Below are 24,777 nucleotides of genomic sequence, written 5' to 3' on the forward strand. Positions count from 1 at the left end.
CGGAGTGTGCCCTATTTGTCTTGCTGATTCTTACTAGATTAACCGGTAACCCGAAGGAAGTTCCCCGCTGCTGCGGATGCTGCGGATTTGGGCCAGGGTCAGTCTTTGGTTAGTCGAGATAATTGACTCTACATCGTTGCCGGAGATATAGTCATCCAGATCACGGATGCTGTGGTTTCCGCGAAGCACGCGGAAGCTGCCTCTGAACCGGGTTCTGCTGAACAGGACGAGCGTTGCATTGCTGCTGGTGGAGAAGAAACGGAGACTCTCAATTCCGTCCAGAATATTGTCTGTATTACGGATACCAAGATTGCCCCTGTAAATTCTGCTTCTTCCGCGGTAGTTTTCTTCGCTGTACACGGTCAGCCTTGGATATGTCTGTGAGATATGAACCTCTTTGTCCACATGAACTCCTCCTCGAAGCTGGAATGGCAAATGCAGTACGGTACTGTCAGTTGCAATACTATTCTATGTTTGCTTTGGAAGACTGGTATGGCCGGAATCCCTGAATGGATAGCCTGTTTATAGAGAGCTTAAGGAAAAAAATCACAATTGGGCTTTACAGATGAGAATGTCTAGTGTACTATTTAACTAACACACTGACACATCAATGGAAATACAAGGCTGGAAACAATAACAATCCCGTGTCTACATAAGGAGGCTGTCATGAATACGTCCACTCGTAATCAAGGGCTGTCAGGCCCCGTAAAGGAACAAACTGTATTGGAAATGCAAGGCGTCAGTAAAGTGATTAAAGGGAAAGCGATAGTAGATAACCTGAGCTTCGATATCCAAAGAGGGGAAATTATCGGACTGCTGGGTCCGAACGGTGCTGGTAAAACGACCACCATCCGCATGATGACCGGACTCATCCGTATGAGCGGAGGGGATGTTCTCGTTCATGGGCACAGTATACAGAAGGACTTCAAGCGGGCCATCTCGCAGATCGGAGCAATCATCGAGAATCCGGAATTTTATCCCCATATGTCCGGTTATGACAATCTGAAGCAGTATCTGCGGATGAGTGACGGGGCCGGTGAATCGCGGATTGATGAGGTTGTGGAGCTGGTTGGACTGCAGGAAGCGATGAACAAGAAGGTAAAAGCATATTCGCTGGGCATGCGCCAGCGTCTGGGTATCGCCCAGGCCCTGCTGCATTCGCCGAAGCTGCTCATTCTGGATGAACCGACCAACGGGCTGGACCCCGCTGGTATCCGGGAGATGCGCGATTATATGCGCAAGATTGCTGAGGTGGAGGGCATTGCGATTCTAATCTCCAGCCATATGCTGGCCGAGATCGAACAGATCTGCCACCGGGCGGTCGTAATTCAGAACGGCAAGCTCGTTACGGTTACCCGGATTGCAGAAGCGGCGGAAGCTCGGAGTGAAGTATCACTTACTATTCGGGTAGATAAGGTGGAGCAAGCGCGTACTGTCGCCGGAGAACTACAGGGTGTACAGGTTACCGGGACAGATGAAGCTCATTCCGAGCTGCATGTAAGTCTGCCGGATGGGACCGTTCCAGAGCTGGTGGCTGCACTCAGTGAAGCCAAAGTTGGGGTTTACCGGATTACAGAGAATAAACAAAGCCTGGAAGATGATTTCCTGAAATGGACAGGGGGGAACCGCATTGCGTAAATTTAATCAACTCGTACTGAATGAATGGCTCAAAATTTCGAAGAAACGCAGCTTTATTATTCCGTATGCCCTATTAGTGCTGATGGTATTTGTAATAGGTTATATTGTGCATACAGTGGCTGCGGCAGATACGTACGCCTCCGCAGCAGAATTCACAGCAGACTCACTGCTTCCTACGGGAATTGGCCAGGTGCTGGTGATTCTCGTCATTGTAGGTATAGCTGGGATTGTATCCAAAGAATATAGTCAGGGGACGATCAAATTTCTGCTGATCCGGGCCCGCAGCCGGACAGCGATACTGGCCTCGAAATATGTAACCGTACTGCTCTATTCGCTTAGTATGCTGATGGCTGCAACGATAGCGCTGTTTGTCTCAGGAATGATCTTCTTTGGCCTCAGCGGAGGGGATGCAGGAATCAATGAAATTCTTACTTCACTTCTGTACTCCACCGTATACTGCATCGTGTATGCCACAATCGGATTTATGCTCGGGATACTGACCAAATCAACGGGGGTAACGATCGGTGCGACAATCTTTGCCACTACCATAGATAAAATCATCATTTACCGTGATTTCTACAAATACTTCCTGTTCCCCAACCTTAATCTTGCAGCTTATAAAGACGGTGGCGCGCCTATGCCGGGAATGACATTGAACTTCTCCATTGTGCTGCTGTGCATATACATGGTGCTCTTCCTGTTCGCAGGATTTGCGGTCTTCAGACGCAGGGATGTTGCTTGATGGTTATCGAATTCGATAACAACCAGCCGATTTATCTCCAGATCATGAACTACATCAAAGGGGAGATCATTACAGGGAAGCTGAAGCCCGGTGATAAAATCCCCTCCGTGCGTGAATTGGCCGCTGAACTGCAGATTAACCCGAATACGGTACAAAGAACCTTTCAGGAACTGGAGCGTGAGACAATCGTGGAGACCCGCCGCGGCATGGGCAGATATGTCACCGGAAGAGAAGAGACGATTCTGAGCATCAAGAAGGAAATGGCGCAGGATGTGCTGGACCGCTTTATCCGGGGCATGCAGGAGCTCGGCTTCCAGGGGGAAGACATTCTGGCGGCAGTAGCGGAGAATATACATCAGCGTGGCCAAGAATAGGGGGAGTACCAAGAGTGGAAGAGTTACTTCAAGTACAGGGTGTGACCAAGAAGTTCGGCTCCAAACAAGCGCTGGCTAATGTCTCCTTTGCACTGGGAACAGGCCGGATTACTGGACTTCTAGGCAGCAATGGCAGCGGCAAAAGCACAATTATGAAACTGATCGCCGGACTGGCCCGGCCCAATTCAGGCAGCATTTCAGTCCTCGGTGTTCCCGTAGGGGTCGAGAGCAAGGCACTTGTGTCCTTCATGCCGGATGTGCCGGTTACGGAGTCCTGGATGAACGTGGGCGATGCGCTGAAATTCCAGCGGGACTTCTACCCGGACTTCGATCAGGCCAAAGCACTGAGAATGCTGGATTTCATGAAACTCAGAGTGCAGGATAAGGTCCGGACGTTATCCAAAGGAATGAATGAACGTCTGCAGCTCACACTTGCGTTGTCGCGCCGGGCCAGACTCTACATGCTGGATGAGCCCATCGGCGGTGTCGACCCCGTAGCGCGAACCAAGATTCTCAATGCGCTTATGGAATTCTATGAGGAAGACAGCAGCATTCTGATCTCTACACACCTGGTGAACGATATCGAACGGATTTTTGACGAGGTTATTTTCTTGAAAAACGGGGAAATCGTTCTCCAGCGTGAAGTGGAAGAGCTCAGACTGGAGCGGGGGAAAAGTATAGATGAGCTGTTCAGAGAGGTGTTTGCCGAATGCTGAAGCTGTTAAAATATGATCTGAGACGCAGAAGGGAACGAATCCTCGTCTTTATTGTTATTGCACTATTGGCTCAGCCTGCGATTTGGATATCCAGCACCAAGGTGAACGAACAATTAGTTTCGCTAAATCTGGTTATCTACTTGATACTTGCATTGGCGCTTGTATTTATAGCTGTATTCAGTTATTTCCGGAATCTTAAGTCTTACCAGCGGCGGCTTATCCCGGTGACTGCCCTGCAGACGGTCATATCACCGTTGCTGTTTGCGCTGCTGCTTATATTGACGGTGATTGCTCTTGGTCTGGTGCATTTTGGCATTTACCAGCTGATCTACCCGCTGGATTTCCTGCCGGATAATATTGTGTCAGTCGGCTTAAGATGTTTACTGCAGTTTGTATGGTCCGCTGTTTTCCTGATGATTATGGTCATGTTCTCTATTACTGTAGCATTAAGCCTGCGATTCAAGTGGAGAGTATGGATAGGGATTGTGGTCCTCACACTTCTGCAGAATGGGGTAGCCTATCTTGAAAAATTTATGTTCGACAGCTATTTCATAGGTCTGGACAATACCTTTAATTTTGAGATTTACGAGAATAATCTGCGGCCCGACAGCGGAGTGACGATTAGGTACCTTTCCAACAATCAATGGCCGCTTCTGCTCGAATTTGTGGTTGCCTTTATTCTGATCTATTCAATGGTTGTAATGGTGAAGAAAAGAATCGAGGTTTGATCGGATAGAGAGCTGCATTGCACATATGTCCATTCAATGAGAAAGCAAGGCTGACGATGTCAGCCTTGCTTTCGTTTTTGTGCAAATTATACTTACAATCCTTGAGCTCTTCTGCTATTGGTCCAGATCTCAAGCTCCCGCAGCAGCAGTTCTTCCTCAGTTTCCGACAGATCAAGCCTTACCCCGTACTGGAACTGCCCAAGGCCGAACATCCAGCCCCAGCGCACACTTCCTTCAAATTGAAGCTTCTCTTCCGCCAGCTGGAAATGTATAATCAGCTTCGTATCACCTGCAGTGAAGCGGAGGTTCAGAGAAGTACGCACCTTACAGCCGGAACGGCTCAGGTCAAGCAGGATGCCTTCAGTCAATTTTCCGGCTCCAGGCCCGGAATTGCTGGCAGGGATTTCAAGCCAGCAATCGATGGGCTGGTTCATCACATAACGGAACGGTTCTTTTCTGCTGGAGTCATCCATCATTTACCTCCGCGAGTTTATTTGCTATTATATCGAAACGGCTACAGTTGGACAATCTCCTAAAGTAGTATTTTTTAAATAAATTATAATCCCGGTACACAGAATCTTAGGTTCAATACCCGGGTAAAGAGGTGTTAAAACAATATGTATCTATACTACAATGAAACTTTTCAGAATCATAATTTTGATTATGCTGCTATGCAGGATGGAGAAATGAACGGTTGTACATTTGAGCGCTGCTCTTTCAGAGGGGCTTCCATGGAAGAAATGACCTCCATCAGCTGCCGTTTTGTGGACTGTGATTTCACCGGTGCACTGCTGAATGCCTCGCTGCATAGGGACGGGGCTTTTACCAATTGCAAGTTTACCGGAGCGAATCTGTTTGTGGCGAAGTTCGAGAACTGCAAGATGATCGGTTCCGATTTCGCGAATGCCTATATGGATGGGATTACCCTCAACGGTGGGGACTGGGCATATACGAATCTGCGCCATCTGAATCTCAGCAGGCAGGATTTGCGGGGCATCCGGTTCGCCGAGGCGGATATGCAGGGCTGTAATTTGCAAAAAGCGGATCTGCGCGGTGCAGACTTAAGCCGTGTACAGCTTGCGCAGTGCCAGCTTGCAGGAGCAGATCTGCGTGATGCCAGGCTGGAAGGGATTGACCTGAAGAGTCTTGATCTCAAAGGGGTACGGCTGGATGTGGAGCAGGCAGTATTGCTGGCACGTTCGATGGGAGCCAAGGTGGGATAAGCGGGGGACTGCAGGCTGATTCACTATATATATGAAGTAAAAAGTGAAATGCCGTCCCTTGAGAGGACGGCATGGCTGTGGTATTGGTTTGAAATGCTCCTTATGTAACCTGGTGTGAAGAATTAGAGGCTATAGAGTGAAGCCATGCAATCTACGAACATTTTGTTGTACTGGGAACGGGTCAGATCGCTGGAGGAGGCAATGTCTCTGCCCAGAAACTCAAACCAGGTGATTTCCGTGCCATCTTTTTTATAGAGAAACTTCTGGTGTTCAATGGCAAAAACCTCATTCTCATAAGAAGGGACATGCTCGAATTTCAGCTCTGTACCCTGTTTCTCAGATATCAGCGTTGCCAGCAGAATAAGCATCTTGAAGGGATCATCATACATCTCATATTGTTCAGTCATCATCAATCACTCCTTAAGTTGGCATGTGCTACAGAGCAGATTATACTATAATGCCAAAATGTAAACACTATCATCCGCGCAACTCAGCATAATATTGATACAACGCATGAGCTAAATTAAGGAAATCCCTAAGTCTGCCGGAAGCTGTATTATATTTCCGCATATTCCTTCCGATAAATAATTACCGAGCCTTTTCGACATAGAGTGCGCTACTAGGCAACTTCAGCGGTCGGTGCTATGATAAGGTCTTCCGAAGAGGAGAATGTGAATGTCTTTAAATCTGCGTACGTTATTTTCAACTGCTTTTGCGGTCATTATCATTCTGTTAACGGCATTGCTCAGCTATGTTATCGGCAACCGGTCTACTCAGTCTGTTGAAGTCAGCATTGGCAGCTCCCTGGCTGAAGAAGCCTACCAAATGTCCGAGAAGCTTGACCATTTCATGTGGTCACGCTCCGGGGAAGTTGAGGTGCTCAGCAAGCTTGATGCTTTTCAGGAGCCGGTTGATGCGTCAGAAGTCAGCGGATTGCTTGATCAGCTGAAGAAGAGTCTGCCGGTATTCACCTGGGTGGGTTTTCTCGATAATAAGGGGAATGTCCTTTCTTCCACAGATCATATTCTGCAGGGCACGAACATCAGTCAGAGGCCGGTATTTCAGGAAGGCCTGAAGGGAACCTTCATCGGGGATGTCCATGATGCGGTGCTGCTCTCCAAGCTGCTTCCCAATCCTTCCGGCGAAGCATTGCAGTTTGTTGATGTGAGTGTGCCGGTTACTGGCAAGCAAGGCCAGATAAACGGTGTACTGGCAGCACATCTCAGCTGGGAATGGTCGCGTGAAGTCGAGGCTTCCATTGTGACTCCGCTCAAGGAGCGCCTGAAAGGTGTAGAAGTGTTCGTAGTCAGCAGGAAAGATGACACGATCCTCCTGGGTCCCAAAGCACTTGTCGGCAAAAGAATGCCAAATGAAGTGCTGCAGAAAGCCCGCAGCGGTAATAGTTCATGGATTATTGAACAGGAGCAGAATCAGGACTCCTATTTGACTGGATATGCATATGGGGACGGCTATATGAATTATCCGGGTCTGGGCTGGTCGGTCATTATCCGTCAGCCGGCGGAAATTGCTTTTGCCTCGGTACATCAGCTTGAACGCTTTATTCTGATCAGCGGACTGATCACAGCAGCTGTCTTTGCGATTATCGGCTGGCTGCTGGCCGGATGGATCAGCCGCCCGCTGGGGGATATTACCCGGACGGCCGATCTGCTCAGCTCAGGGGCCGATGTGGAGATTCCATCCTCAACCCGGTTTAAAGATGTAGCGATTCTGTCTGAGTCACTGCGTAACCTGGTGAATAATCTGACTAAGACAGAGAGCAAGCTGAGCTATATGTCGGATATGGCGTTGCATGACAAGCTTACGGGCTTGCCCAACCGGGCTGCGCTGGATGAATTTCTGGCCCATGCAGTCAGCAAAGCCAAGCAGAATCGCACGACGCTTAGTTTCTTATACCTTGATTTGGACGGATTCAAAAAAGTGAATGATACCTTCGGACATGCGATCGGCGACGCATTGCTGCAGGAGATAGCCTTCAGGCTGATGGACTGTACACGCGACAATGAAATCGTAGCCCGGCTGGGCGGGGATGAGTTCGTCATTATTCTTAATACTTCTGCAGGTAAACCTATGCAGGAGGCGGAAATTGTGGCTTCACGAATCATCAGTAAAATCAATCTGCCCATTATGATCAGAGGCGAAGATCTGCATGTCGGGTGTAGTGTAGGCGCTGCTGTATGGACGCCCGATGGGGGCAGTGATACTATCGAGACTCTGAGGCTGGCGGATGAAGCGTTATACATCTCCAAACGCAGCGGAAAGAACCGGATTACTTTTGAAGCGGCTTCCTGAGGGCTGAGGTCTGTACAGGAAGGTAATATAAACAGCCAATAACCTTTCTCTGTCCTGTGACGGAGAAAGGTTATTGGCATTCCCGTTATAGAAAACTATATGCAAGATATGTATCTCGCTAAATCAGCGTAATCTCTTGCGTGGCTTAGACCACCATTTAATCCAAAGAAATCCTTCGTCATCCCGGAAAAACTTAATACCTACCCAACTCAGCGGTGTCCAGAACTCCTTAAAATAATATGAAGGCATAGTAAATTAGTCCCTCCGATATAGTTAATTATTACTAGTTTACGCTACGATGGATGATTTCACAATACTTTTTTTGCTTATAATTACCATATTGTACGTCAGCCCAGTTTTTTCAGGACTTCAGGCATATGATGCTAAGGAAAGACATAAATGACGGCACAGGCTGAGGGAGGAATTGCAATGGGAGAAAATGTTGCTGGTTATGGCTGTCTGGGAACATCCGCAGCTACTATTTTGGTACTGTTTATCTTGCTGGTTATAATCCTCAGCGTATTTTAGCTGATGCTGCCAGAAGAATAGCTAAAGAAGCGCCGGAGCGGGAGCTCCGGCGCTTTGTTGTACACCTGACATACAAATAATCTTGAGGGCCGGCACGATGTAGGGGGAATAGGCTCCGCGTTCTATAAGGGCAATACTGCCGGCAAGCCCAGAGCCGCTGGACCAGCCCGTTCTGGGACAAGCTGTCCCTGAAATAATCTGACTTCAATACAGGCTTATCAGGGATAAGCACAGGCAGTTTAGCCGGAAAAGCATTTAATATAGTAGGAAGGGATGTGATGAAATGTCGGATTCTGAGTTTATCTCCCGAATGGTATCCTTTGCCGTGGCTGATATGCAGCGCAGCCATATTGCGGCTTCCCTGACGATTGCACAGGCCGCGCTGGAATCCGGCTGGGGGAACAGCAGCTTGACCTTGAAGGCTAATAATCTGTTTGGCATAAAAGGCAGCGGGCCTGCAGGGAGTTTGTCAATCCGGACTACAGAATATAGGAACGGCCAAGCTGTGCAGGTATCTGCGCTTTTCAGAGCCTACAATAACTGGGGCGAGTCTGTGGCTGACCATTCCGCGCTGATTGCCCAGGGTGTATCCTGGAACCGTGCCTTATATAGCAAGGTGATCGGAGTGGACGGCAAATCAGCTGCCAGGGAGATTGCCGCTGCAGGTTATGCAACCGATCCAAATTATGCATCAAAACTGATTCAGATTATGGATGCTTATAATTTGTATCAATACGATGAGCTGAAGGAGGATGAGGAGATGTCGGCTGAAGATAAACAAAGGCTTGCAAGTCTGGAAACGGAGCTTCAGGAGATGCGGGTATTGCTGGCAGGCCTTACGGTAAGCCGGGATACACTCAAAACGGGTGTTCTGGAACAGGGACAGGTGATTAAGGGAGTGACGGAGCGGCTGGCCGTAATAGAAGGCCGTGCTGTTGTAAGCATTCCTGCCTGGGCAGAGCCGGCGGTTCAGGCGGCAGTGGCTGCGGGTTTGCTCGATACCCCTACAGGAGGCAGCTATGATTTCTACCGCATACTGACGGTGCTGAACAGGGCAGGACTGCTGGTTACCAGGAAGGAGGTGTAGACCTTATGTACAACGATGCGCTTAACAATGTGCTGGCATTTGCGTCGGTATTGGCCGTCTTTGTGATGGCGCTGGTTCAACTGGTGAAGAACAGTGTGAATCTTCCGCGCAACGTTGTTCCCGCTGTAGGACTGGGAATTGGACTGCTGGTCGGAGCCGCAGCCTATCCTTTTACCGATATGAATCTTATTCTGCGTTTATGGGCAGGAGGGCTTGCGGGATTATCGGCGACAGGTCTGTTCGAGCTGGCCTTCAATAAGCGGAGCGGGACCACAAAGGAAGAGTAAGCAGGAGATGCTCCGGCGCGTGTTGCTTAATTGGGGTGATGTGCACTGTCAATATGTCCAAGCAATTCCGGGGAATTGTTAATACACTGTGATGAAGAAAGGAGGTGCTTGATATGGGAACTTATGTTGATGGAAGAACTTCGCAGAATGCGAGTACTGCCAACTCAATCGCTATACCAATTCTGGTTATCAATGCTCCGCAGCTGTTCGGGCAGATTGGTATTATCAGTCAGGGAGTAACCACGAATCCGCGTGTAATTCTAAAAGGTACGGTATCTGTGCAGCTTCCACTTGCGCTGGTTGGTGTCACTATTACAATTGTCAGAGGAACACTGCCTACAGATCCACTGGTCTATTCCGCTACCTCTACATTCAGCCTTAGTGTGCTGGCTCCACAGGTTATCACCTTCTCTGCGGATGATTTTATTCCGCCGATTACTCCGCAGCTGACTTATACTGCATTTATCAGTTCGAACCTTCTCGGTACAATCCGTGTAGGTCCTGAGAGCTTTGACGGAATTCTGGTTTCCGATTAATCTGTAGATTCATGCATCCTGTCCGGTTCGGTTGACCGGGCGGACAGGATGCCCTTGTACATACCCCAAATTTTGACCGTTTCGCCCAATCTGTTAAGGCATTCTGCTCATATTCTGTTCTGTAGTCATCATTTTGAAGGAGGTAATCTCATGGGTGCAGATTGCGGATACGGTGGCAATGTAGGCGGCGTTAATGTGGTTCCGGTAAGTCCTTGGACTTCAACCGGTGCGATTCTGGTACTTTATATCCTGCTGGTCATTATTCTGAGTGCCTGCTTCTACTAGACCTTAACGTCAATCAGCGCAGTCCGGGGCTAAGGCCTTGGGACTGCGCTTTTTTTCTGATTAGCTATGTCTGGCAGGAATATGCGATAATAGAAGTCATTGTCTTCATGGCAATCAGTGCAGTTATGAAAGAGGTGCTTCATGGAAGAGAAGGAATTGGTCTATGCCATACTTAAACGGATTGAACTGGGCAAGCCGGTCGGTCAGAAAGAAATGGAACTGGAGGCCGCAGCGTATGCCGATATTATGGAGGAGCTTGTGGACAGCCGGATGGTGGAGAATGTGAGTTTTCCGAGAGCCGGCAATGGTACAGTAACTGTCCGGACTGCAGGGATGAAACTGACCCGCCGCGGTCATGATTTTATTTTATTGAAAGAGTCAGGCAGAATTTAAGTTTACTCTCTATTGAGATACAGGAATTAATGTTTCAGGACAAGGAGACTTGTATGGAAATCAGAAAATTACTCCCGGATGAATTGCCGCCGATGGATTTGCTGTTATCCGCCGATCCGTCAGAACTGTTGGTGAAGAGCTACCTCGCAAGAGGAGATTGCTATATTGCTGTCCATGAAGATGAAGTAGCGGGTGTGTATGTACTGCTGCCTACCCGACCTGAGACGGCCGAGCTGGTGAATGTGGCGGTTGCTGAAGAATATCAGGGCAAAGGAATCGGCAGAATGCTGGTGCAGCAGGCCATTGAGACGGCGAGGCAAACGGGTTATACAACCATTGAACTGGGGACGGGGAATTCCAGTGTCGGACAGCTGGCATTATACCAGAAATGCGGTTTTCGTATCGTTGGCGTGGATTTTGACTTTTTCACCAGACATTATGCGGAGAGCATCTATGAGAATGGCATACTCTGCAGGGACATGGTGCGGTTATCACAGGATTTGAGTGGCAGCAATTAAGCTTTGGATGATGTAACTAATTACCAAATGGGCCGTATAACAAAAGGATGTGATTATTGAAGGGAGCTGTAATCGATGAGAAGAACAAGAGGGTTTCTGTTGGCCGTACTGGCTTGCTCTCTGCTGTTATCTGCGGGATTTGTCACACCGCGGGTGGCACAGGCAGCGGATATCAAAGTGACCTTGAGTATTAACGGTAAAGGGTTGAATTCTCCTGCGGGCGAGGCGCCTTATCTGGAGAGTACTACAATTATGGTGCCTGTCCGCCAGGCAGGGGAAGCGCTGGGATTCGGGGCAACTTACATAAAAGAGAGCTCCAGTCTGCATATCAAAGTCAGCGGTATGGAGCTCTTAATGAAGCTTGGAGGCGGTGAATTTATCCGGAATGGAAAGGATAAACTCACCATTGAAGGTGCAGCGGTTCTGAAGAACAACCGGATTTATGTGCCGCTGACGCTGCTGGATGAGATCGGCTATATCACACAGTCGAAACCGGGCTCTGCCCAGGCAGAAGCGGACTCGCCGCAGTATTACACCGAAGCGGTGATGAAGCTGCTCTCTTCCGGCCAGTATGAAGCGTTATCAGACAGATTCTTCAGTACAGAGGTACGGGGAAATCTGTCGAGTCTTAAACTGCAGCAGGTCTGGGAGAGCATAGCAGCAGCTTATGGGGAGTACGTTAAAGTCGGTTCGCTGAAAAGCAGCCGTGAAACGGGACTGCATCACCTGTCCGGTGTCGCTGAATTTACTCATGGGAAGATCACGGTGACGCTTACGGTTAACAGCAGCGGTGAGATTCAGGGGCTGTGGTTTACTCCGTATGAAGATCCGCAAGCAGCACCGGAGCTGACTCTGCCGGCAGGTGTTACAGAAGAAACGGTTGTAGTCGGAGCAGGGACTGCACATCCGCTTAAGGGCATTCTGACAATCCCCAAGGATACCGTGAAGCCTCTGCCAGCAGTAGTACTGGTGCATGGGTCGGGTGTTTCTGATCTTAATGAAGCGGCATACGCGTACAAGCCGTTCCGGGACATCGCTTATGGGCTTGCAGAGCAGGGAATTGCCGTGCTGCGTTATGATAAGCGGGGGTACAGCTATCCGCAGGAATTCATGGGAACTGCTGCGGCATCGGTAACCGTTAAGGAAGAAACTGTAGAAGATGCTGTTGCGGCGGCATTCCTGCTTAAGCAGGACAAACGTATGGATGCCGGGCAGGTATACCTTGCCGGTCATAGCCTGGGCGGGATGCTGGGTCCGAGAATCGATGCGGAAGGCGGTAACTTCGCCGGATTAATCCTGCTTGCCGGCTCACCGCGAAGCTTGTGGGAGATTGCTTACGATCAGAATATGCGGGTGATCGCTAAGCTGGATGATTCTATTCCGGCCAAGGCAGAGGCTGCTGCCAAAGTGGAGGCGGAGCTGGCCAGAGCGAAGGCGCTGTCAGCAATGACAGACGAGCAAGCCAAAGCAGCTCCGGCTGTATTTGGTGCACCTGCGTATTACTTCAAGGAAATGGATCAGCACGGTACAGCCGAGCTGGCACGGAAGCTGACGAAGCCTGTGCTTGTTATGCAAGGAAGCGATGATTTCCAGGTCTATGCGGACGCGGATTATCCGCTCTGGAAGGATGTTCTGAAGAACAATAACTCGGCAGAGTTCAAACTGTATCCGGGCCTGAACCATTTCTTCGTGGATTATGACGGAGCGGGGGCAGGAACACCGGATGAATATAATGTCCCGGGTGTAGTCGATGCGCGGGTAATTAAAGATATGGGGCAGTGGGTTTTGAAGCAGAGCAGGTAGAAGGAGAGGCTTGATTCTGGTAAAATCTATTTATTAAGGTTAAGGAGCGGGATGCATGGATAATGATCTGGCAAAGTTGTTAAGATCCGTCATCCGTGAAGAATTAGAGCCTGTGAATGAGCGCCTGGAACGGATTGAGACTGAACAGACCGGCTTGAAGCAAGATGTGCAAATATTGAAGCAGGATCAGGAATTGATTAAACGTGCGGTATTGGATACCTATGAACGGGTAATCCGGATGGAGTCCATCTTGGAAAACCAGCATCGGATTATCGAACTCCTCTCGGCAAGCTAGATTGAGCAAGAGGCTCTCATTAAACGAATTAAATAAATTTCTTAGTCCGGCACGCATGGTGCCGGGCTTTTCTTTTCTTAAAGGTTCCCAACAAAAATCGAGGCTCCCTTTCGGGAGCCTCTTTCATGGGAGAGGAGAAACCGGACGAAGAGCTTATGGGGAAACGTAAGCCTGCTCCGCGGTTGTCTACGACATTTTGCGATGTCGATAGTTACAGGATGGCCCGGTTGCCGGACTTTTATACATCCGTTCTCCAAAACTTCTGACTGCGCATTGTGACAAACTCGGACAATCTTTTTATTTCATGGATTAATTGTGGTACTATAGGCTTGGACTTATGCCCTGTATGGCATAATAAACAGAGACATAAAGCAGGTGGATGATCGGTGAGAGTAATATCGGGCACTGCAAAGGGCAGGCCGCTTAAGAGTGTTCCAGGCAATGGCACCCGGCCTACAACCGATAAAGTGAAGGAAGCGCTATTCAGTATGATCGGGCCTTATTTTGAAGGCGGAACGGCCCTGGATCTGTATGCCGGTACCGGCGGACTTGGGATTGAAGCCTTGAGCAGAGGGATGGAAGCAGCCGTATTTGTGGATATGGAGCAGAAGGCGCTCGACACTGTGCGGGCGAATCTGAAAGCAGCCAAGGTGGAGGCGCAGGCCGAAGTCTACCGCAATGATGCCGGAAGAGCACTGGCTGCGCTGGAGAAGCGGGGGAGAGCGTTTGATCTTGTTTTTCTGGACCCTCCGTATCGTCTGAAGCACGGGGATGAGCTTATGATGACGATGGCAGCCAAGAATCTGCTGAAGCCTGATGCCGTAATTGTGCTTGAGCATGAATCAGGTTATGAATATCCGGAGAATATACCGGGATTCAGCAGGACACGGCAATCCGTATATGGGGAGACTACGATCTCAATCTATCAGTATGAAGCTGCTCTGCCGGAAGTTGCCGTCAGTGGCGAGGAGGTTAATGATGAGTCTGCAAATTAGAAAAGAGCGTGTGGCGATCTATCCCGGAACCTTTGATCCGGTAACTCTGGGGCATATGGATATTATTCACCGCGCAGCGAAACAGTTCGACAGACTGATTGTTGCGGTGCTGAATAATTTAAGCAAGAATCCGTTGTTTTCGGTGGAGGAACGTACGGATCTTCTGCGCCAGGCTACAGCGGATATTCCGAATGTAGAGGTAGACAGCTTCCGGGATCTGCTCGTTAATTATGTCCGGCAAAAGGATGCCCAGGTGATTGTCCGGGGAATCCGTACCGTCACGGACTTTGAGTATGAGCTGCAGAATGCGTCCATTAATCATAATCTGGACCCCGAAGCGGAAACGATATTTATGATGACCAATCCGAGATATTCCTATCTCAGCTCAAGTGTGGTTAAGGAAATTGCCCACTTTGGCGGGAATGTCTCGGATTTTGTAACGCCTGAAGTGGAACAGGCCATGAAGCTTAAGTTCAAGCGGATGGATGGCGGCGCCAAGTAAAAATCTTTACAGCCACTGATAAGGCCAGCAGCAGCAGAAGCAGCAGTCCTTGCAGACTTAGTATCTGCGGGAGGAAGCTCCAAATCCGGATTGCAGAGCCTATGCCGGGATCCAGTCCGCCTGAATCGGTGCCGGTGAAGACTGGAAGCGCCGCTGCGCGGATATTCACGAGCGGTTTCCAGAGAATTAAGGCCAGTGCAAATGCGATGAGTCCATGCAGTAACCGGACTGCGGTAAACGGGAGAAAGCGGACATTCGCCGGTTTGAGCACCGTCAGCGCCTGAAGCTGGGCGCAGATTCCGCTCCAGGCAAGCATTGCAGAGAGCAATGCGGGACCGAGCAGACTGCCGGAGAAGAATCCTTCAAGTCCGGCGGTATTCGAGGTTATTGAATGGGCTCCGAGGTGAATCTCCAGCAGTCCGGCAGCCAGCGGGGACGGGAGCTGCGGCAACAGCCGGCTGATGATATTAATGACTACTGCGAACATGATCATGTAGCCGCCTACAATCATGAGATTCTGGACGGCGGCGGTTACAGATTCGCCGAGCACCTTGCCGAAGCCCCGTCCGTCCCTTGCACGGGCATCCAGTGCTGCCTGATGGATACGTCCGGGCAAGGATGCTTTTTTGGCGTGCGGGCTGCTTCCGGGCAGTCTGCTGTCATTGGCGGAGGCTTTCCCCTTAATGAGGGCTGACAGACATCCGGCGGCAAGGCCTGACAACCAATGGATGGCAAGCAATGCGTACCCGGCTGCCGGGCTGTGCAGAAACGCGGTGCCGACAACAATGAGCAATGTAACCGGGCTGGCATAATGGACGATGGAAGCCAGGCGGCCGGCATCCTTGTCCGTAATGTCCCCCTGCTTATGCAGCTGCATAACGGCTCCGGCTCCGGCCGGGAAGCCGGCGGTGATTCCGAGCACAAGCGTCCAGCCGCCTGCACCGGGAAGCCGGAACAGCCGCTTCATCAGCGGCTCCAGCAGTACGCCGAGGCCATGCACGATGCCTGAAGCGGTCAGCATCTCCGACAGGATCAGGAATGGCAGCAGCGCCGGGAAGACGAGGGTCCACCAGAGCTTCAGCCCCGCAAGGGAAGCCTTGAACGAGGATTCCGGTGCCAGGACGATCGCTATAGCGAGCAGGATCGCTGCCGCCCCTGAGATAAAAGGAGCCGAGCCCCGGAAGAACCGCCGTATTTTAAAGTTAATCATTAGTAGCATCACCTCTTCATAGCTTAGGACATGGGCAGAGCTTGTTATCAATTTATGCAGGGGAGACAACCATCATGCCACAGCCGGAGAGATGCTCCCGGCTCCTGGCAGCACATTCTAATGCCGGGGCGTCATGCCGCGGGAAAGAAGGGGAAGAGACTTGAGGCAACAGAAACGCCGTGTGGGTATCCGCGCCACAGCCTACTTATTTACGTTTGTGGTCATTCTCTATGTTGCTGTCTTTATGAATACTCCGTATATTGTGTATCAGCCGGGAAGCGCCTCTGAGGTAGCCCCGATGATCAAGGTGGAGAATGCTGATCCTGAGGAGCAAGGCACGTTCATGATGACTACCGTATCTGCCAGTTACGCCAATGTGGCCCTCCTGGTGGCCTCCGTATTTAACTCGAATGCAGAGGTTGTCCTGAAAGAGACCCGGCTGCAGGATAAGACCGAGCAGGAATACGCGGCTGAGCAGGTCTTTTATATGAACAGTTCACAATCTTATGCCGTACAGGCTGCTTATCATGCTGCAGATGTGCCGTATGAGGATGTTGTGGATTATTTGTACGTGTTCTCGGTACCCGACGCAACCAATCAGGGACAGTTTAAGCCGGGCGACAAGATTATCAGTGTAAAAGGTCAGCATGCAGCCGATCCGGCAGCTCTGTCCGCCTTGCTGTCGGCATACAAAATCGGCGATACCGTTGAAGTAGTCCTGCAGCGTGAAGGCAAGGAAATTACCGAGCAGGTGAAGCTGGTGGAGGTTAAGGATAAAGAGACCTCGGCCGGCCGGCCGGGCTTCGGGGTTGTTATCGGCGCCGTTCAGAAGGTGGAGCCTAAGGAAAAGGGGAAAGGCGTCAGTTTTGTGGATACCAATGTAGGAGGGCCTTCTGCAGGACTGATGTTCACCATGGAAATCTATAACCGGCTCACTCCGGGGGATTTGACCAAGGGCCACCGGGTAGCAGGTACAGGTACGATAGATGCTGAGGGAAATGTGGGGGCGATCGGCGGAGTGAAGCATAAGATCGTGGCTGCCGACCGCAAAGGGGCGGAATTCTTCTTCGTTCCGGTCAAAAACTATGAAGAAGCCAAGGCGAAAGCAGATCAGATCGGCACAGACATGAAGCTGATTCCGGTATCCACTCTGTCGGACGCACTGAAATATATGGAAGAGCAGCCGGTAATCAAATCCTGACCGGCGGCTCCAGATAATCGCTGTACAAATCACTGCGCAGCGGATTGGTATAAGCTCCGGCGAATACAGCGCCTGCCTGCAGATCCCGCTCCAGCATAGGATGGGAGAAGCGGGCAGGACTTGTGACTACGGGCAGTGCTGCACGCTGCTTCATCTGCTTCAGCAGCGTGCGGCCGCTCTCGCGGAAGCCGAGAACCCGGATATAACCCGGACCCTGGGCCAGGGCGGCCGGGGTCATTTCTTCCTTGCTGTGGTTTAGCAGGATATGAAGGAGCAGACGCTGCAGCCGTGTATGGGTGTAGCGTCTGGTCTTCAGCTCCTGCAGAAGACCGGCGACGGTGAACTGCTCCAGCAGGGGAAGGATGCGGAGCATCCGGTTCTCCAGCCCTTCATTCATATCCTGCACACCGCGCAGCTCCGCAGCGGAGCGGGTGGAGAGCACGTGGCGCAGAGGTGCCCGGAAGTCCTCAAGCATGACCGGGCCCCGGCCTGCTGCATGCTCTCTCTCCAGGATGGACACGCTATACTCCGGCATGTATGCCGCCGGTGAGCCGCCTTCCAGCAGCAGCCTGCGGATCGCTGTTGCACTGGCAATGGACGACCCGCCCTGCAGCGGGTCGTGGAAGCCCGCGCCGGTCCGCGGCACGGTGAAGGGCCTGATCGCGCTGCCGAGGCGCTGCAGCGCGATCAGGTAGTGCAGGCCGAGGCTGTTGTTCGGCTGCCGCAGCAGCGCCTCGGCATCAAGGGTACTTCCGCTTCCGCCGGGAGTACCCTTCCATGCCGCCGCCGCAGCTGCGCTGTATGCGGCGGGGAATCCCGCGCCCTGCGCCATGCGCGCGCGGATCTCTTCCTTAAGCGCGCTGCTCTCCTCGGCCAGGAAGGCGGCCAAGGGCAGCAGCGCGCCCAAAGTGCCGGCTTCGGAGCCGAAGCACAGGCTGTCCACGACACCGGTCGCCTCCAGCAGGGATACTGCTCCGAAGGCGAACCATTCTGCCGGCTGAACGGCATACGCCACCGGCAGCTCAATCACGAGGTCGGCGCCCATATGCAGCGCCATCTCGGTACGGGCACGCTTGCTGACCGCCGCCGGCTCGCCGCGCTGGGTGAACGGGCCGCTCATGATAACGATGGAGCTTTCGGCTCCGGAGATTCTTTTGGCCTCGTTGAAATGGTGGACATGCCCGTTATGTAAAGGGTTATATTCGGCTATAATGCCTACAGTTGTCACGTTTACTTCACGCCCTATTCTGGGATATCTGACGATTCGGGTTCGGGATTCACGCTCATGCCTTCCCGTTTTTTGCAGTTTTCTGGTGATTAACTTATGTATATCATAAATTGTCTCCGCCCTTGAAACAATATAAAGGAAAAATGGTTGACAAAGTCCGGTAATAATAGGTATAATAAATTTTGTTTGTTTGGAGTGATAACTATGAACATTCACTTTCGCAAATTAGCGAATGCCGACGAGCCCCTGGTTCTCCACGATGTTGTGGATGTCAGTGAGGTTGTCAAAGGGCGCAAGGATATTCTTGCTGTTGCACCACTCTCAGTAGACCTTAAAGCGCTGCCCGCGGGAACCGATAGTGTGAACGTGGTGGGAACACTGAGTGGAGAAGTGGACATGTTATGTTCACGTTGTCTCACGGAGGTTAACAGTAAGCTGAACATTCCTTTCGCTGAGACTTTCAAGTGGCTTAAACAGCCAATTCTTCCGGAAGATGAAGATGAGGAACTCATTTACATCAAGGATGAGATTGTGGATCTTATCCCCTATGTGGAAGAAAATTTCGTACTGCACTTACCGGATTCGGTATTGTGCAAGGCAGACTGTCTTGGTCTTTGTCAGAAATGCGGACAGAACTTGAACGAAGGCACCTGCAGTTGCGACAACACAGTGATCGATCCAAGACTCGCTGGGTTGAAAGGATTCTTTACCAAGCAAGATAACTAAGAACAAATCCCGGATTATAACGGGTCAAAACCAAAATCAGGAGGTTGATTAACATGGCAGTACCACAACGCAGAACGTCCAAGACACGCCGTGACAAGCGTCGTACTCACTTTAAACTGGTAGTTCCAGGTATGGTGAAATGTGAACAATGCGGAGAGCTGAAACTGGCTCACCACGTATGCAAAGTTTGCGGAACATACAAAGCAAGAGAGATCATCAAACAATAGTTTGCATATCTGCATATAAGAGTAGCACTTCATCTGCCGGTGAAGTGCTATTTTTTTGGGAATATAAGAATCTATATGCTTCGCATACTAGCTTATCCGTATATCTCTATCAGCAACAGCTGCTGTCAATGGAAGAGTGTGAAGCCGCCAGTGCTTGTCCGCCGCGGGTTTGCGGCAGATTTCAAGTCAAAGCTTTATTTTTGCGGCGGCATGCTTTATACTACATATTAGTACCTGGTTCTAATTGTTAATTATGAACAGGAAGTTAGGACTACAAGCGGCCACTCTTGCGGCCGGATGCTTTTCATTAGAGGCATGTGCCAGGAGGTGAGTCGCCATCGAGCGGATGTCCAAGAAAGAACGCCAGCAGCAGCTGCTATCAATCATTGACAGCAATCCTTTTGTAACGGACCGGGAATTGACCCGCCAGCTGAAGGTAAGCATTCAGACGATCCGGCTGGACCGGATGGAGCTGGGAATTCCGGAGCTGCGTGAACGGATGAAGCAAATGGCAGAGCACTCCTATGACCAGGTCCGCTCGCTGCCCGCTGACGAAGTGGTCGGTGACATAGTGGATTTGCAGCTGGACCGGAGCGGGATTTCAATTTTTGAGATCCGTGAAGAGCATGTCTTCTCCCGGAACGGGATTGCCCGCGGCCACTATGTATTTGGCCAGGCGAATTCGCTGGCAGTTGCTATTATCAATGATGAAATTGCCCTGACCGCTTCAGCCGATATCCGGTTCGTGCGCATGGTCCGGCTGGGTGAGAAATGTATCGCCAAAGCGCAGGTACGCTCGCTTGCGGGCCGGAACGGCAAAGCTGAGGTGGACGTGTTTACATATGTTGGAGAAGAACTGGTATTTCAAGGTCATTTTATAGTGTACCGTTCTGCAATTGAAGAGTACAGCGAAGGGGGAAACCGGAGTGCTGATCGCCATTGATGCCATGGGCGGGGATAATGCTCCTGAGTGTAATGTAGAAGGGGCTTTGGCCGCAGCCGCGGAGTGGAGTGATACGCAGATCGTGCTGGTCGGGGATGAAGCCAGACTTGCGCCGCTGCTGAAGAACAAGCCGTCCAATGTGACGGTGCGTCATGCAGGGGACGTGATCGGTTCCGATGAGGAACCGGTGAAGGCAGTCCGCCGCAAGAAGGATTCGTCTATGGTAGTCGCCGGGCGGATGGTGCGCGAAGGTGAAGCTGATGCCATGATCTCGTCTGGCAACACCGGGGCGCTCATGACTACGGGGCTTCTGGTTGTGGGAAGAATGCAGGGTATAGAACGTCCTGCCCTGGCACCGATGATACCCACGCTGGATGATGTCGGCGTATTGGCCCTGGACCTTGGTGCCAATATGGACGCCAAGCCGCAGCATCTGGCGCAATATGCCCTGATGGGCAGCATATATCGTAATAAGGTGCATGGCATCGCGAAGCCCCGGGTTGGTCTGCTGAATGTTGGGACTGAGCCGGGCAAAGGGAATGAGCTGACCAAAGAAGCTTACCCGCTGCTGGAAGCTTTGACAGGGATTCACTTTGTCGGCAATGTGGAGGCCAGGGATGTGCTGACCGGAGCCTGCGATGTGCTGGTCTGTGACGGGTTTGCCGGCAATATACTTCTGAAGACGCTGGAAGGAACGGCAGGCGCCATGTTCTCTCTGCTGAAGGAGCAGTTCAGCAAGTCGCTGAAGACGAAGCTGGGCGCAGCCATACTGATGCCTGAACTTAGAAGTCTTAAGGGTAAAATGGATTACAAGGAGCACGGCGGAGCGCCGCTGCTCGGTCTAAGCGGTCTCGTAGTGAAAGGGCATGGTTCCTCTGACGGCAACGCGGTGAAGAATGCGGTAAGACAGGCCCGGATTGCGCTGCAGGCGGATCTGGTGGCCAGCATATCCAAGGAAATTAGCGGGAAGTGAGTGACGACATGAAACAATTACGTCCGGTAGGAATCATTGGTACAGGCAAATATGTACCCGAGAGAATATTGACCAACAGCGATCTGGAGAAGATCGTCGAAACAAATGATGAATGGATCGTCAGCCGGACAGGAATCCGGGAACGGCATATTGCCGCGCCGGAACAAGCCACTTCGGATCTTGCTTATGAAGCTGCGCTGAAGGCACTGGAATCTGCCGGTATGAAGGCGGAAGATCTTGATCTTATTATTGTTGCTACAGTTACACCGGATAGTACCTTCCCATCCACAGCCTGCATTCTGCAGGACAGGCTGGGGGCAAAAGGTGCCGCGGCGTTTGACCTGTCGGCAGCCTGTTCCGGTTTCGTATATAGCTTAGCTACGGCAACCGGCTTTATCCAGAACGGAATGTACAACAATGCGCTTGTTATAGGGGCGGACACCCTGTCGCGCATCACGGATTATACGGACCGCAACACCTGTGTACTGTTCGGCGACGGCGCTGGTGCAGTGATCGTGGGCGAAGTTCCGGAAGGACGGGGCTTCCAGTCCTTCGACCTGGGTGCTGAAGGCTCCGGAGGCAGTCTGCTCAAGATGGAAGCAGGCGGTTCACGTCTTCCGGCTTCCCTTCAGACGGTGGAAGACAAGAAGCATTTCATTTATATGAACGGCCGTGAAGTATTCAAGTTCGCGGTGCGTGTTATGGGAACGGCTACAGAACGTGTGCTTACCAAAGCAGGATTGACCAAGGAGAATATCGACTTGTTCGTGCCGCATCAGGCCAATATCCGGATTATCCAGTCCGCGATGCAGCGTCTGGATCTGCCGCCTGAGAAATGTGTTATCAATGTGGATAAATACGCGAATACTTCAGCGGCGTCCATTCCGCTGGCACTTGTGGAAGCAGCAGAGGAAGGCCGGATGAAGGAAGGCGACACCGTGCTTATGGTCGGCTTCGGCGGCGGCCTCACCTGGGGAGCTTCCGTACTGATCTGGTAACCAGCAGGGCATTACTAACAGAACGATGCGGTTCTATCCGTCCTTAGGGCCGGAGGAGCTGCTGTTAACGGGAAAGGAGCTTTTAGCATCATGGGTAAAATCGCATTTGTCTTTCCCGGTCAGGGTGCACAGGCGGTCGGTATGGGTAAGGATGTATATGAAGCCCTGCCGCAGAGCCGTGCAGTATTTGAAAAGGGTGACGAAGTACTTGGATTTCCGCTAAGCAAGCTTATATTTGAAGGACCGGACAGCGAGCTTAAGCAGACTGTCAATACACAGCCGGCACTGGTTACGGCCAGTGTGGCTTATCTGGAAGCGCTGCGCGGTTTAGGTCTAACGCCTGACTATGTAGCAGGCCACAGTCTTGGTGAATATAGCGCTCTTGTAGCCGCCGGGGTTCTCTCCTATGAGGATGCAGTGCGGCTGGTCCGTCTGCGCGGGCAATTCATGGAAGAAGCTGTGCCGGGCGGTCAAGGTGCCATGGCAGCTACGCTTGGTGCAGACCGCTCGGCCCTCACGGAGCTATGCCGCAGTATCTCGGAGGCGGGGAATTCCGTTGAGCTGGCGAACGTTAACTGCCCGGGACAGATCGTGGTTTCCGGTACCGTGGCTGGTGTGAATGAAGTGGTGCAGCGTGTCAAGGAAGCCGGCGGCAAACGGGCGATTCCGCTCGAAGTCAGCGGTCCGTTCCACTCTTCTCTGATGAAGGAAGCTGCGGAACGGCTGTCTGCAGAACTGCAGACGGTCACCTTTAATGCTCCTGCTGTGCCGGTTATCGTCAATGTCACAGCTACTCCGGTTACAGATCCGGAAGAGATCCGCAATCTGCTGGTGGCGCAGGTATTCTCTCCTGTGCTCTGGCAGGACAGTGTGGAATGGCTCATAGCAGCCGGAGTGGACACTTTTGTAGAGATCGGCTCCGGCAGCGTGCTGGCAGGCCTGATCCGCAAGATTGACAAGAATGTTAAGCTCGTGAATATCAACAGTCTCGAGAGCGCTCAGACCGGCTGGTAATCGGCTTGGCATGACAATAGCGGCATGATTATTGAAGGGGGACAACTCGAAAATGTTTGCAGCACTTAAAGGTCAGACCGCCCTAGTTACCGGTGGTTCCCGGGGAATTGGCCGCGCTATTGCACTGGCACTGGCGGAGCAGGGCGTGAAGGTGGCCGTGAACTACTCCGGCAGCCTCCAGGCGGCCGAGGAAACCGTAGCCCGTATTCAGGAGCTGGGCTCGGAAGGGATTGCTCTCCAAGGGAATGTCGGCAACAGCGAGCAGGCGGAGAACCTTGTGAAAGAGGTTATCAGCACCTGGGGAAGAATAGATATTCTTGTGAATAATGCCGGCATTACCAGGGATAATCTGATTATGCGCATGAAAGAGGAAGAATTCGATCAGGTCATCGAAACCAATCTGAAGGGTGTGTTCAACTGCCTTAAGGCAGCAACACGTCCGATGATGAAGCAGCGTTATGGCCGGATCATCAATATTTCCTCTGTCGTGGGTGTGACGGGTAATCCTGGTCAGGTGAACTACACCGCTGCCAAAGCAGGGGTGATCGGAATGACGAAATCTGCGGCCCGCGAACTGGCCTCACGGGGAATCACCGTGAACTGCATCGCGCCCGGATTCATTGATACCGATATGACCCGTGAGCTGTCCGATGAAGTCCGCAGTGAGCTGGTTAAGGGGATTCCCCTTGCCAAGCTTGGGCGGGCGGAGGACATTGCTAATACGGCGGTATTCCTGGCCTCGGAAGGGGCAGCCTACATGACTGGCCAGACACTTCATGTGGATGGCGGAATGTATATGTAAGGTTACGCTAACGTTAGATCATTACGGGGGAAGAGAGCAGAGGCGGCCAGAAAGCGTTTTTTGTGCTCTATGGTATTTTGACTTCATATCTCGTATAATACCAAAAGAGGAGGTGAACCGGATGTCCGATGTATTGGAGCGTGTAAAACGCATTGTCATCGACCGCTTAGGTGCCGATGAAGCTGAGGTAACATTAGAAGCGTCTTTCAAAGATGATTTAGGTGCTGATTCTCTTGATGTAGTAGAATTGGTTATGGAATTGGAAGATGAATTCGATATGGAAATCTCTGATGAAGATGCAGAGAGTATTACGACCGTGGGTGAAGTTGTGAAGTACATACAATCTCATACCTAGAGTCATATGATTGAGGGTCCCGTTCCTGCTAGGGCGGGGCTTCTCCTCATTTTACGGTACTTTAAGGCAGCAGCACAGGGTGCATGAGCATCTTTATGGGGAAAATAACAGAACCGCAGATTGGTTAATCTTGCGGCGAC

Annotated in this window: 31 protein-coding genes; 26 read left to right on the forward strand and 5 right to left on the reverse strand. The window is 51.3% G+C overall.

Going from position 1 to position 24,777, the window contains the following annotated elements; translation table 11 throughout:
• Positions 1 to 33: 33 nt before the first annotated feature.
• Entirely contained in the window at positions 34 to 405 is a 372-nt protein-coding gene (locus PBOR_RS16060; protein WP_042213266.1) for a hypothetical protein, read from the reverse strand.
• A 261-nt stretch (positions 406 to 666) separates the two neighbouring features.
• Between PBOR_RS16060 and PBOR_RS16065 the strand changes: the two genes are divergently transcribed.
• Genes PBOR_RS16065 through PBOR_RS16085 form a run of 5 tightly spaced genes read left to right on the forward strand, consistent with a single transcriptional unit; the run spans position 667 to position 4,198 of the window.
• Complete coding sequence (locus PBOR_RS16065) at positions 667 to 1,638, forward strand: ABC transporter ATP-binding protein (RefSeq protein ID WP_042213268.1); 972 nt, start codon at positions 667 to 669, stop codon at positions 1,636 to 1,638.
• Entirely contained in the window at positions 1,631 to 2,380 is a 750-nt protein-coding gene (locus PBOR_RS16070; protein ID WP_042213270.1) for an ABC transporter permease, read from the forward strand. The genes PBOR_RS16065 and PBOR_RS16070 overlap by 8 nt, the downstream gene beginning before the upstream one ends.
• Entirely contained in the window at positions 2,380 to 2,754 is a 375-nt protein-coding gene (locus tag PBOR_RS16075; RefSeq protein ID WP_042213272.1) for a GntR family transcriptional regulator, read from the forward strand. Before PBOR_RS16070 ends, PBOR_RS16075 begins: the two co-directional genes overlap by 1 nt.
• 14 nt (positions 2,755 to 2,768) lie before the next feature.
• Complete coding sequence (locus tag PBOR_RS16080) at positions 2,769 to 3,470, forward strand: ABC transporter ATP-binding protein (RefSeq protein ID WP_042213274.1); 702 nt, start codon at positions 2,769 to 2,771, stop codon at positions 3,468 to 3,470.
• Positions 3,464 to 4,198: a hypothetical protein gene (locus tag PBOR_RS16085; RefSeq protein WP_042213277.1), complete on the forward strand. Its 735-nt coding sequence runs from the start codon at positions 3,464 to 3,466 to the stop codon at positions 4,196 to 4,198. The genes PBOR_RS16080 and PBOR_RS16085 overlap by 7 nt, the downstream gene beginning before the upstream one ends.
• A gap of 92 nt (positions 4,199 to 4,290) precedes the next feature.
• Here PBOR_RS16085 and PBOR_RS16090 read toward each other — a convergent pair whose 3' ends face one another.
• Positions 4,291 to 4,674 carry a PilZ domain-containing protein gene (locus PBOR_RS16090; protein ID WP_245648207.1) on the reverse strand — a complete coding sequence of 128 codons (384 nt, stop codon included), beginning with the start codon at positions 4,672 to 4,674 and terminating at the stop codon, positions 4,291 to 4,293.
• A gap of 141 nt (positions 4,675 to 4,815) precedes the next feature.
• Between PBOR_RS16090 and PBOR_RS16095 the strand changes: the two genes are divergently transcribed.
• Entirely contained in the window at positions 4,816 to 5,421 is a 606-nt protein-coding gene (locus tag PBOR_RS16095; RefSeq protein ID WP_042213283.1) for a pentapeptide repeat-containing protein, read from the forward strand.
• A gap of 122 nt (positions 5,422 to 5,543) precedes the next feature.
• Here the strand turns inward: PBOR_RS16095 and PBOR_RS16100 are convergent, their stop codons facing one another.
• Complete coding sequence (locus PBOR_RS16100; protein WP_245648209.1) at positions 5,544 to 5,831, reverse strand: hypothetical protein; 288 nt, start codon at positions 5,829 to 5,831, stop codon at positions 5,544 to 5,546.
• 265 nt (positions 5,832 to 6,096) lie between these two features.
• On the opposite strand from PBOR_RS16100, the gene PBOR_RS16105 reads away from it, so the two are divergent.
• The 11 genes from PBOR_RS16105 to coaD all read left to right on the forward strand — a co-directional run bounded on the left by PBOR_RS16105 (position 6,097) and on the right by coaD (position 14,960).
• A complete protein-coding gene (locus PBOR_RS16105) occupies positions 6,097 to 7,731 on the forward strand; it encodes a sensor domain-containing diguanylate cyclase (RefSeq protein WP_042213287.1) in 1,635 nt (544 codons plus the stop codon).
• An 811-nt stretch (positions 7,732 to 8,542) separates the two neighbouring features.
• Positions 8,543 to 9,346, forward strand: a complete 804-nt coding sequence (locus PBOR_RS16110) for a glycoside hydrolase family 73 protein (RefSeq protein ID WP_042213290.1) — start codon at positions 8,543 to 8,545, stop codon at positions 9,344 to 9,346.
• Between the two features lie 5 nt (positions 9,347 to 9,351).
• Positions 9,352 to 9,633, forward strand: coding sequence for a holin (locus PBOR_RS16115; RefSeq protein WP_042213293.1), 282 nt, complete (start codon positions 9,352 to 9,354; stop codon positions 9,631 to 9,633).
• 113 nt (positions 9,634 to 9,746) lie between these two features.
• On the forward strand, positions 9,747 to 10,169 hold the full coding sequence (locus PBOR_RS16120; RefSeq protein WP_042213296.1) for a hypothetical protein: 423 nt from the start codon (positions 9,747 to 9,749) through the stop codon (positions 10,167 to 10,169).
• Between the two features lie 150 nt (positions 10,170 to 10,319).
• Positions 10,320 to 10,454, forward strand: coding sequence for a sporulation protein YjcZ (locus PBOR_RS36645; RefSeq protein ID WP_099052468.1), 135 nt, complete (start codon positions 10,320 to 10,322; stop codon positions 10,452 to 10,454).
• A 141-nt stretch (positions 10,455 to 10,595) separates the two neighbouring features.
• Positions 10,596 to 10,847 (forward strand): hypothetical protein, encoded by a 252-nt coding sequence (locus tag PBOR_RS16125; protein WP_042213299.1) that lies wholly within the window; start codon positions 10,596 to 10,598, stop codon positions 10,845 to 10,847.
• A 53-nt stretch (positions 10,848 to 10,900) separates the two neighbouring features.
• Positions 10,901 to 11,365 (forward strand): GNAT family N-acetyltransferase, encoded by a 465-nt coding sequence (locus tag PBOR_RS16130; protein WP_042213301.1) that lies wholly within the window; start codon positions 10,901 to 10,903, stop codon positions 11,363 to 11,365.
• A 75-nt stretch (positions 11,366 to 11,440) separates the two neighbouring features.
• Positions 11,441 to 13,168 (forward strand): alpha/beta fold hydrolase, encoded by a 1,728-nt coding sequence (locus tag PBOR_RS35490; protein ID WP_081972069.1) that lies wholly within the window; start codon positions 11,441 to 11,443, stop codon positions 13,166 to 13,168.
• Between the two features lie 55 nt (positions 13,169 to 13,223).
• Positions 13,224 to 13,463 (forward strand): hypothetical protein, encoded by a 240-nt coding sequence (locus PBOR_RS16140; protein WP_042213303.1) that lies wholly within the window; start codon positions 13,224 to 13,226, stop codon positions 13,461 to 13,463.
• Between the two features lie 386 nt (positions 13,464 to 13,849).
• Positions 13,850 to 14,458, forward strand: a complete 609-nt coding sequence (rsmD, locus tag PBOR_RS16145; RefSeq protein WP_042213305.1) for a 16S rRNA (guanine(966)-N(2))-methyltransferase RsmD — start codon at positions 13,850 to 13,852, stop codon at positions 14,456 to 14,458.
• The gene (coaD, locus tag PBOR_RS16150; protein ID WP_099052469.1) at positions 14,442 to 14,960 is read left to right on the forward strand and encodes a pantetheine-phosphate adenylyltransferase; all 519 of its coding nucleotides are present in this window, start codon (positions 14,442 to 14,444) and stop codon (positions 14,958 to 14,960) included. Before rsmD ends, coaD begins: the two co-directional genes overlap by 17 nt.
• Here coaD and PBOR_RS16155 read toward each other — a convergent pair.
• Positions 14,932 to 16,170, reverse strand: a complete 1,239-nt coding sequence (locus PBOR_RS16155; protein ID WP_042213309.1) for a nucleoside recognition domain-containing protein — start codon at positions 16,168 to 16,170, stop codon at positions 14,932 to 14,934. The two genes, coaD and PBOR_RS16155, sit on opposite strands and share 29 nt — an antisense overlap.
• 160 nt (positions 16,171 to 16,330) lie before the next feature.
• On the opposite strand from PBOR_RS16155, the gene PBOR_RS16160 reads away from it, so the two are divergent.
• Positions 16,331 to 17,371: a SepM family pheromone-processing serine protease gene (locus tag PBOR_RS16160; protein WP_052429500.1), complete on the forward strand. Its 1,041-nt coding sequence runs from the start codon at positions 16,331 to 16,333 to the stop codon at positions 17,369 to 17,371.
• Here PBOR_RS16160 and PBOR_RS16165 read toward each other — a convergent pair.
• Complete coding sequence (locus PBOR_RS16165; RefSeq protein WP_042213310.1) at positions 17,361 to 18,599, reverse strand: nucleotidyltransferase; 1,239 nt, start codon at positions 18,597 to 18,599, stop codon at positions 17,361 to 17,363. The two genes, PBOR_RS16160 and PBOR_RS16165, sit on opposite strands and share 11 nt — an antisense overlap.
• 204 nt (positions 18,600 to 18,803) lie before the next feature.
• Here PBOR_RS16165 and PBOR_RS16170 point away from each other — a divergent pair, with 204 nt between their 5' ends.
• From PBOR_RS16170 to PBOR_RS16200, 8 genes are all read left to right on the forward strand, one after another.
• Positions 18,804 to 19,325: a YceD family protein gene (locus PBOR_RS16170; protein WP_042213313.1), complete on the forward strand. Its 522-nt coding sequence runs from the start codon at positions 18,804 to 18,806 to the stop codon at positions 19,323 to 19,325.
• A 53-nt stretch (positions 19,326 to 19,378) separates the two neighbouring features.
• Complete coding sequence (rpmF, locus tag PBOR_RS36255; RefSeq protein WP_019911234.1) at positions 19,379 to 19,552, forward strand: 50S ribosomal protein L32; 174 nt, start codon at positions 19,379 to 19,381, stop codon at positions 19,550 to 19,552.
• A 346-nt stretch (positions 19,553 to 19,898) separates the two neighbouring features.
• The gene (fapR, locus tag PBOR_RS16175; RefSeq protein ID WP_042213315.1) at positions 19,899 to 20,495 is read left to right on the forward strand and encodes a transcription factor FapR; all 597 of its coding nucleotides are present in this window, start codon (positions 19,899 to 19,901) and stop codon (positions 20,493 to 20,495) included.
• Positions 20,479 to 21,468: a phosphate acyltransferase PlsX gene (gene plsX, locus PBOR_RS16180; RefSeq protein WP_042213318.1), complete on the forward strand. Its 990-nt coding sequence runs from the start codon at positions 20,479 to 20,481 to the stop codon at positions 21,466 to 21,468. The genes fapR and plsX overlap by 17 nt, the downstream gene beginning before the upstream one ends.
• Positions 21,469 to 21,476: 8 nt before the next feature.
• The gene (locus tag PBOR_RS16185) at positions 21,477 to 22,466 is read left to right on the forward strand and encodes a beta-ketoacyl-ACP synthase III (RefSeq protein WP_157764050.1); all 990 of its coding nucleotides are present in this window, start codon (positions 21,477 to 21,479) and stop codon (positions 22,464 to 22,466) included.
• A 90-nt stretch (positions 22,467 to 22,556) separates the two neighbouring features.
• Entirely contained in the window at positions 22,557 to 23,480 is a 924-nt protein-coding gene (gene fabD / locus PBOR_RS16190) for an ACP S-malonyltransferase (RefSeq protein WP_042213322.1), read from the forward strand.
• A gap of 52 nt (positions 23,481 to 23,532) precedes the next feature.
• A complete protein-coding gene (gene fabG / locus PBOR_RS16195) occupies positions 23,533 to 24,282 on the forward strand; it encodes a 3-oxoacyl-[acyl-carrier-protein] reductase (protein WP_042213323.1) in 750 nt (249 codons plus the stop codon).
• Positions 24,283 to 24,403: 121 nt separating this feature from the next.
• Complete coding sequence (locus PBOR_RS16200; RefSeq protein WP_039307421.1) at positions 24,404 to 24,637, forward strand: acyl carrier protein; 234 nt, start codon at positions 24,404 to 24,406, stop codon at positions 24,635 to 24,637.
• Positions 24,638 to 24,777: the final 140 nt, after the last annotated feature.

Source organism: Paenibacillus borealis (genome assembly GCF_000758665.1).
In the GTDB taxonomy this organism is placed as follows: Bacteria; Bacillota; Bacilli; order Paenibacillales; family Paenibacillaceae; genus Paenibacillus_AQ; species Paenibacillus_AQ borealis.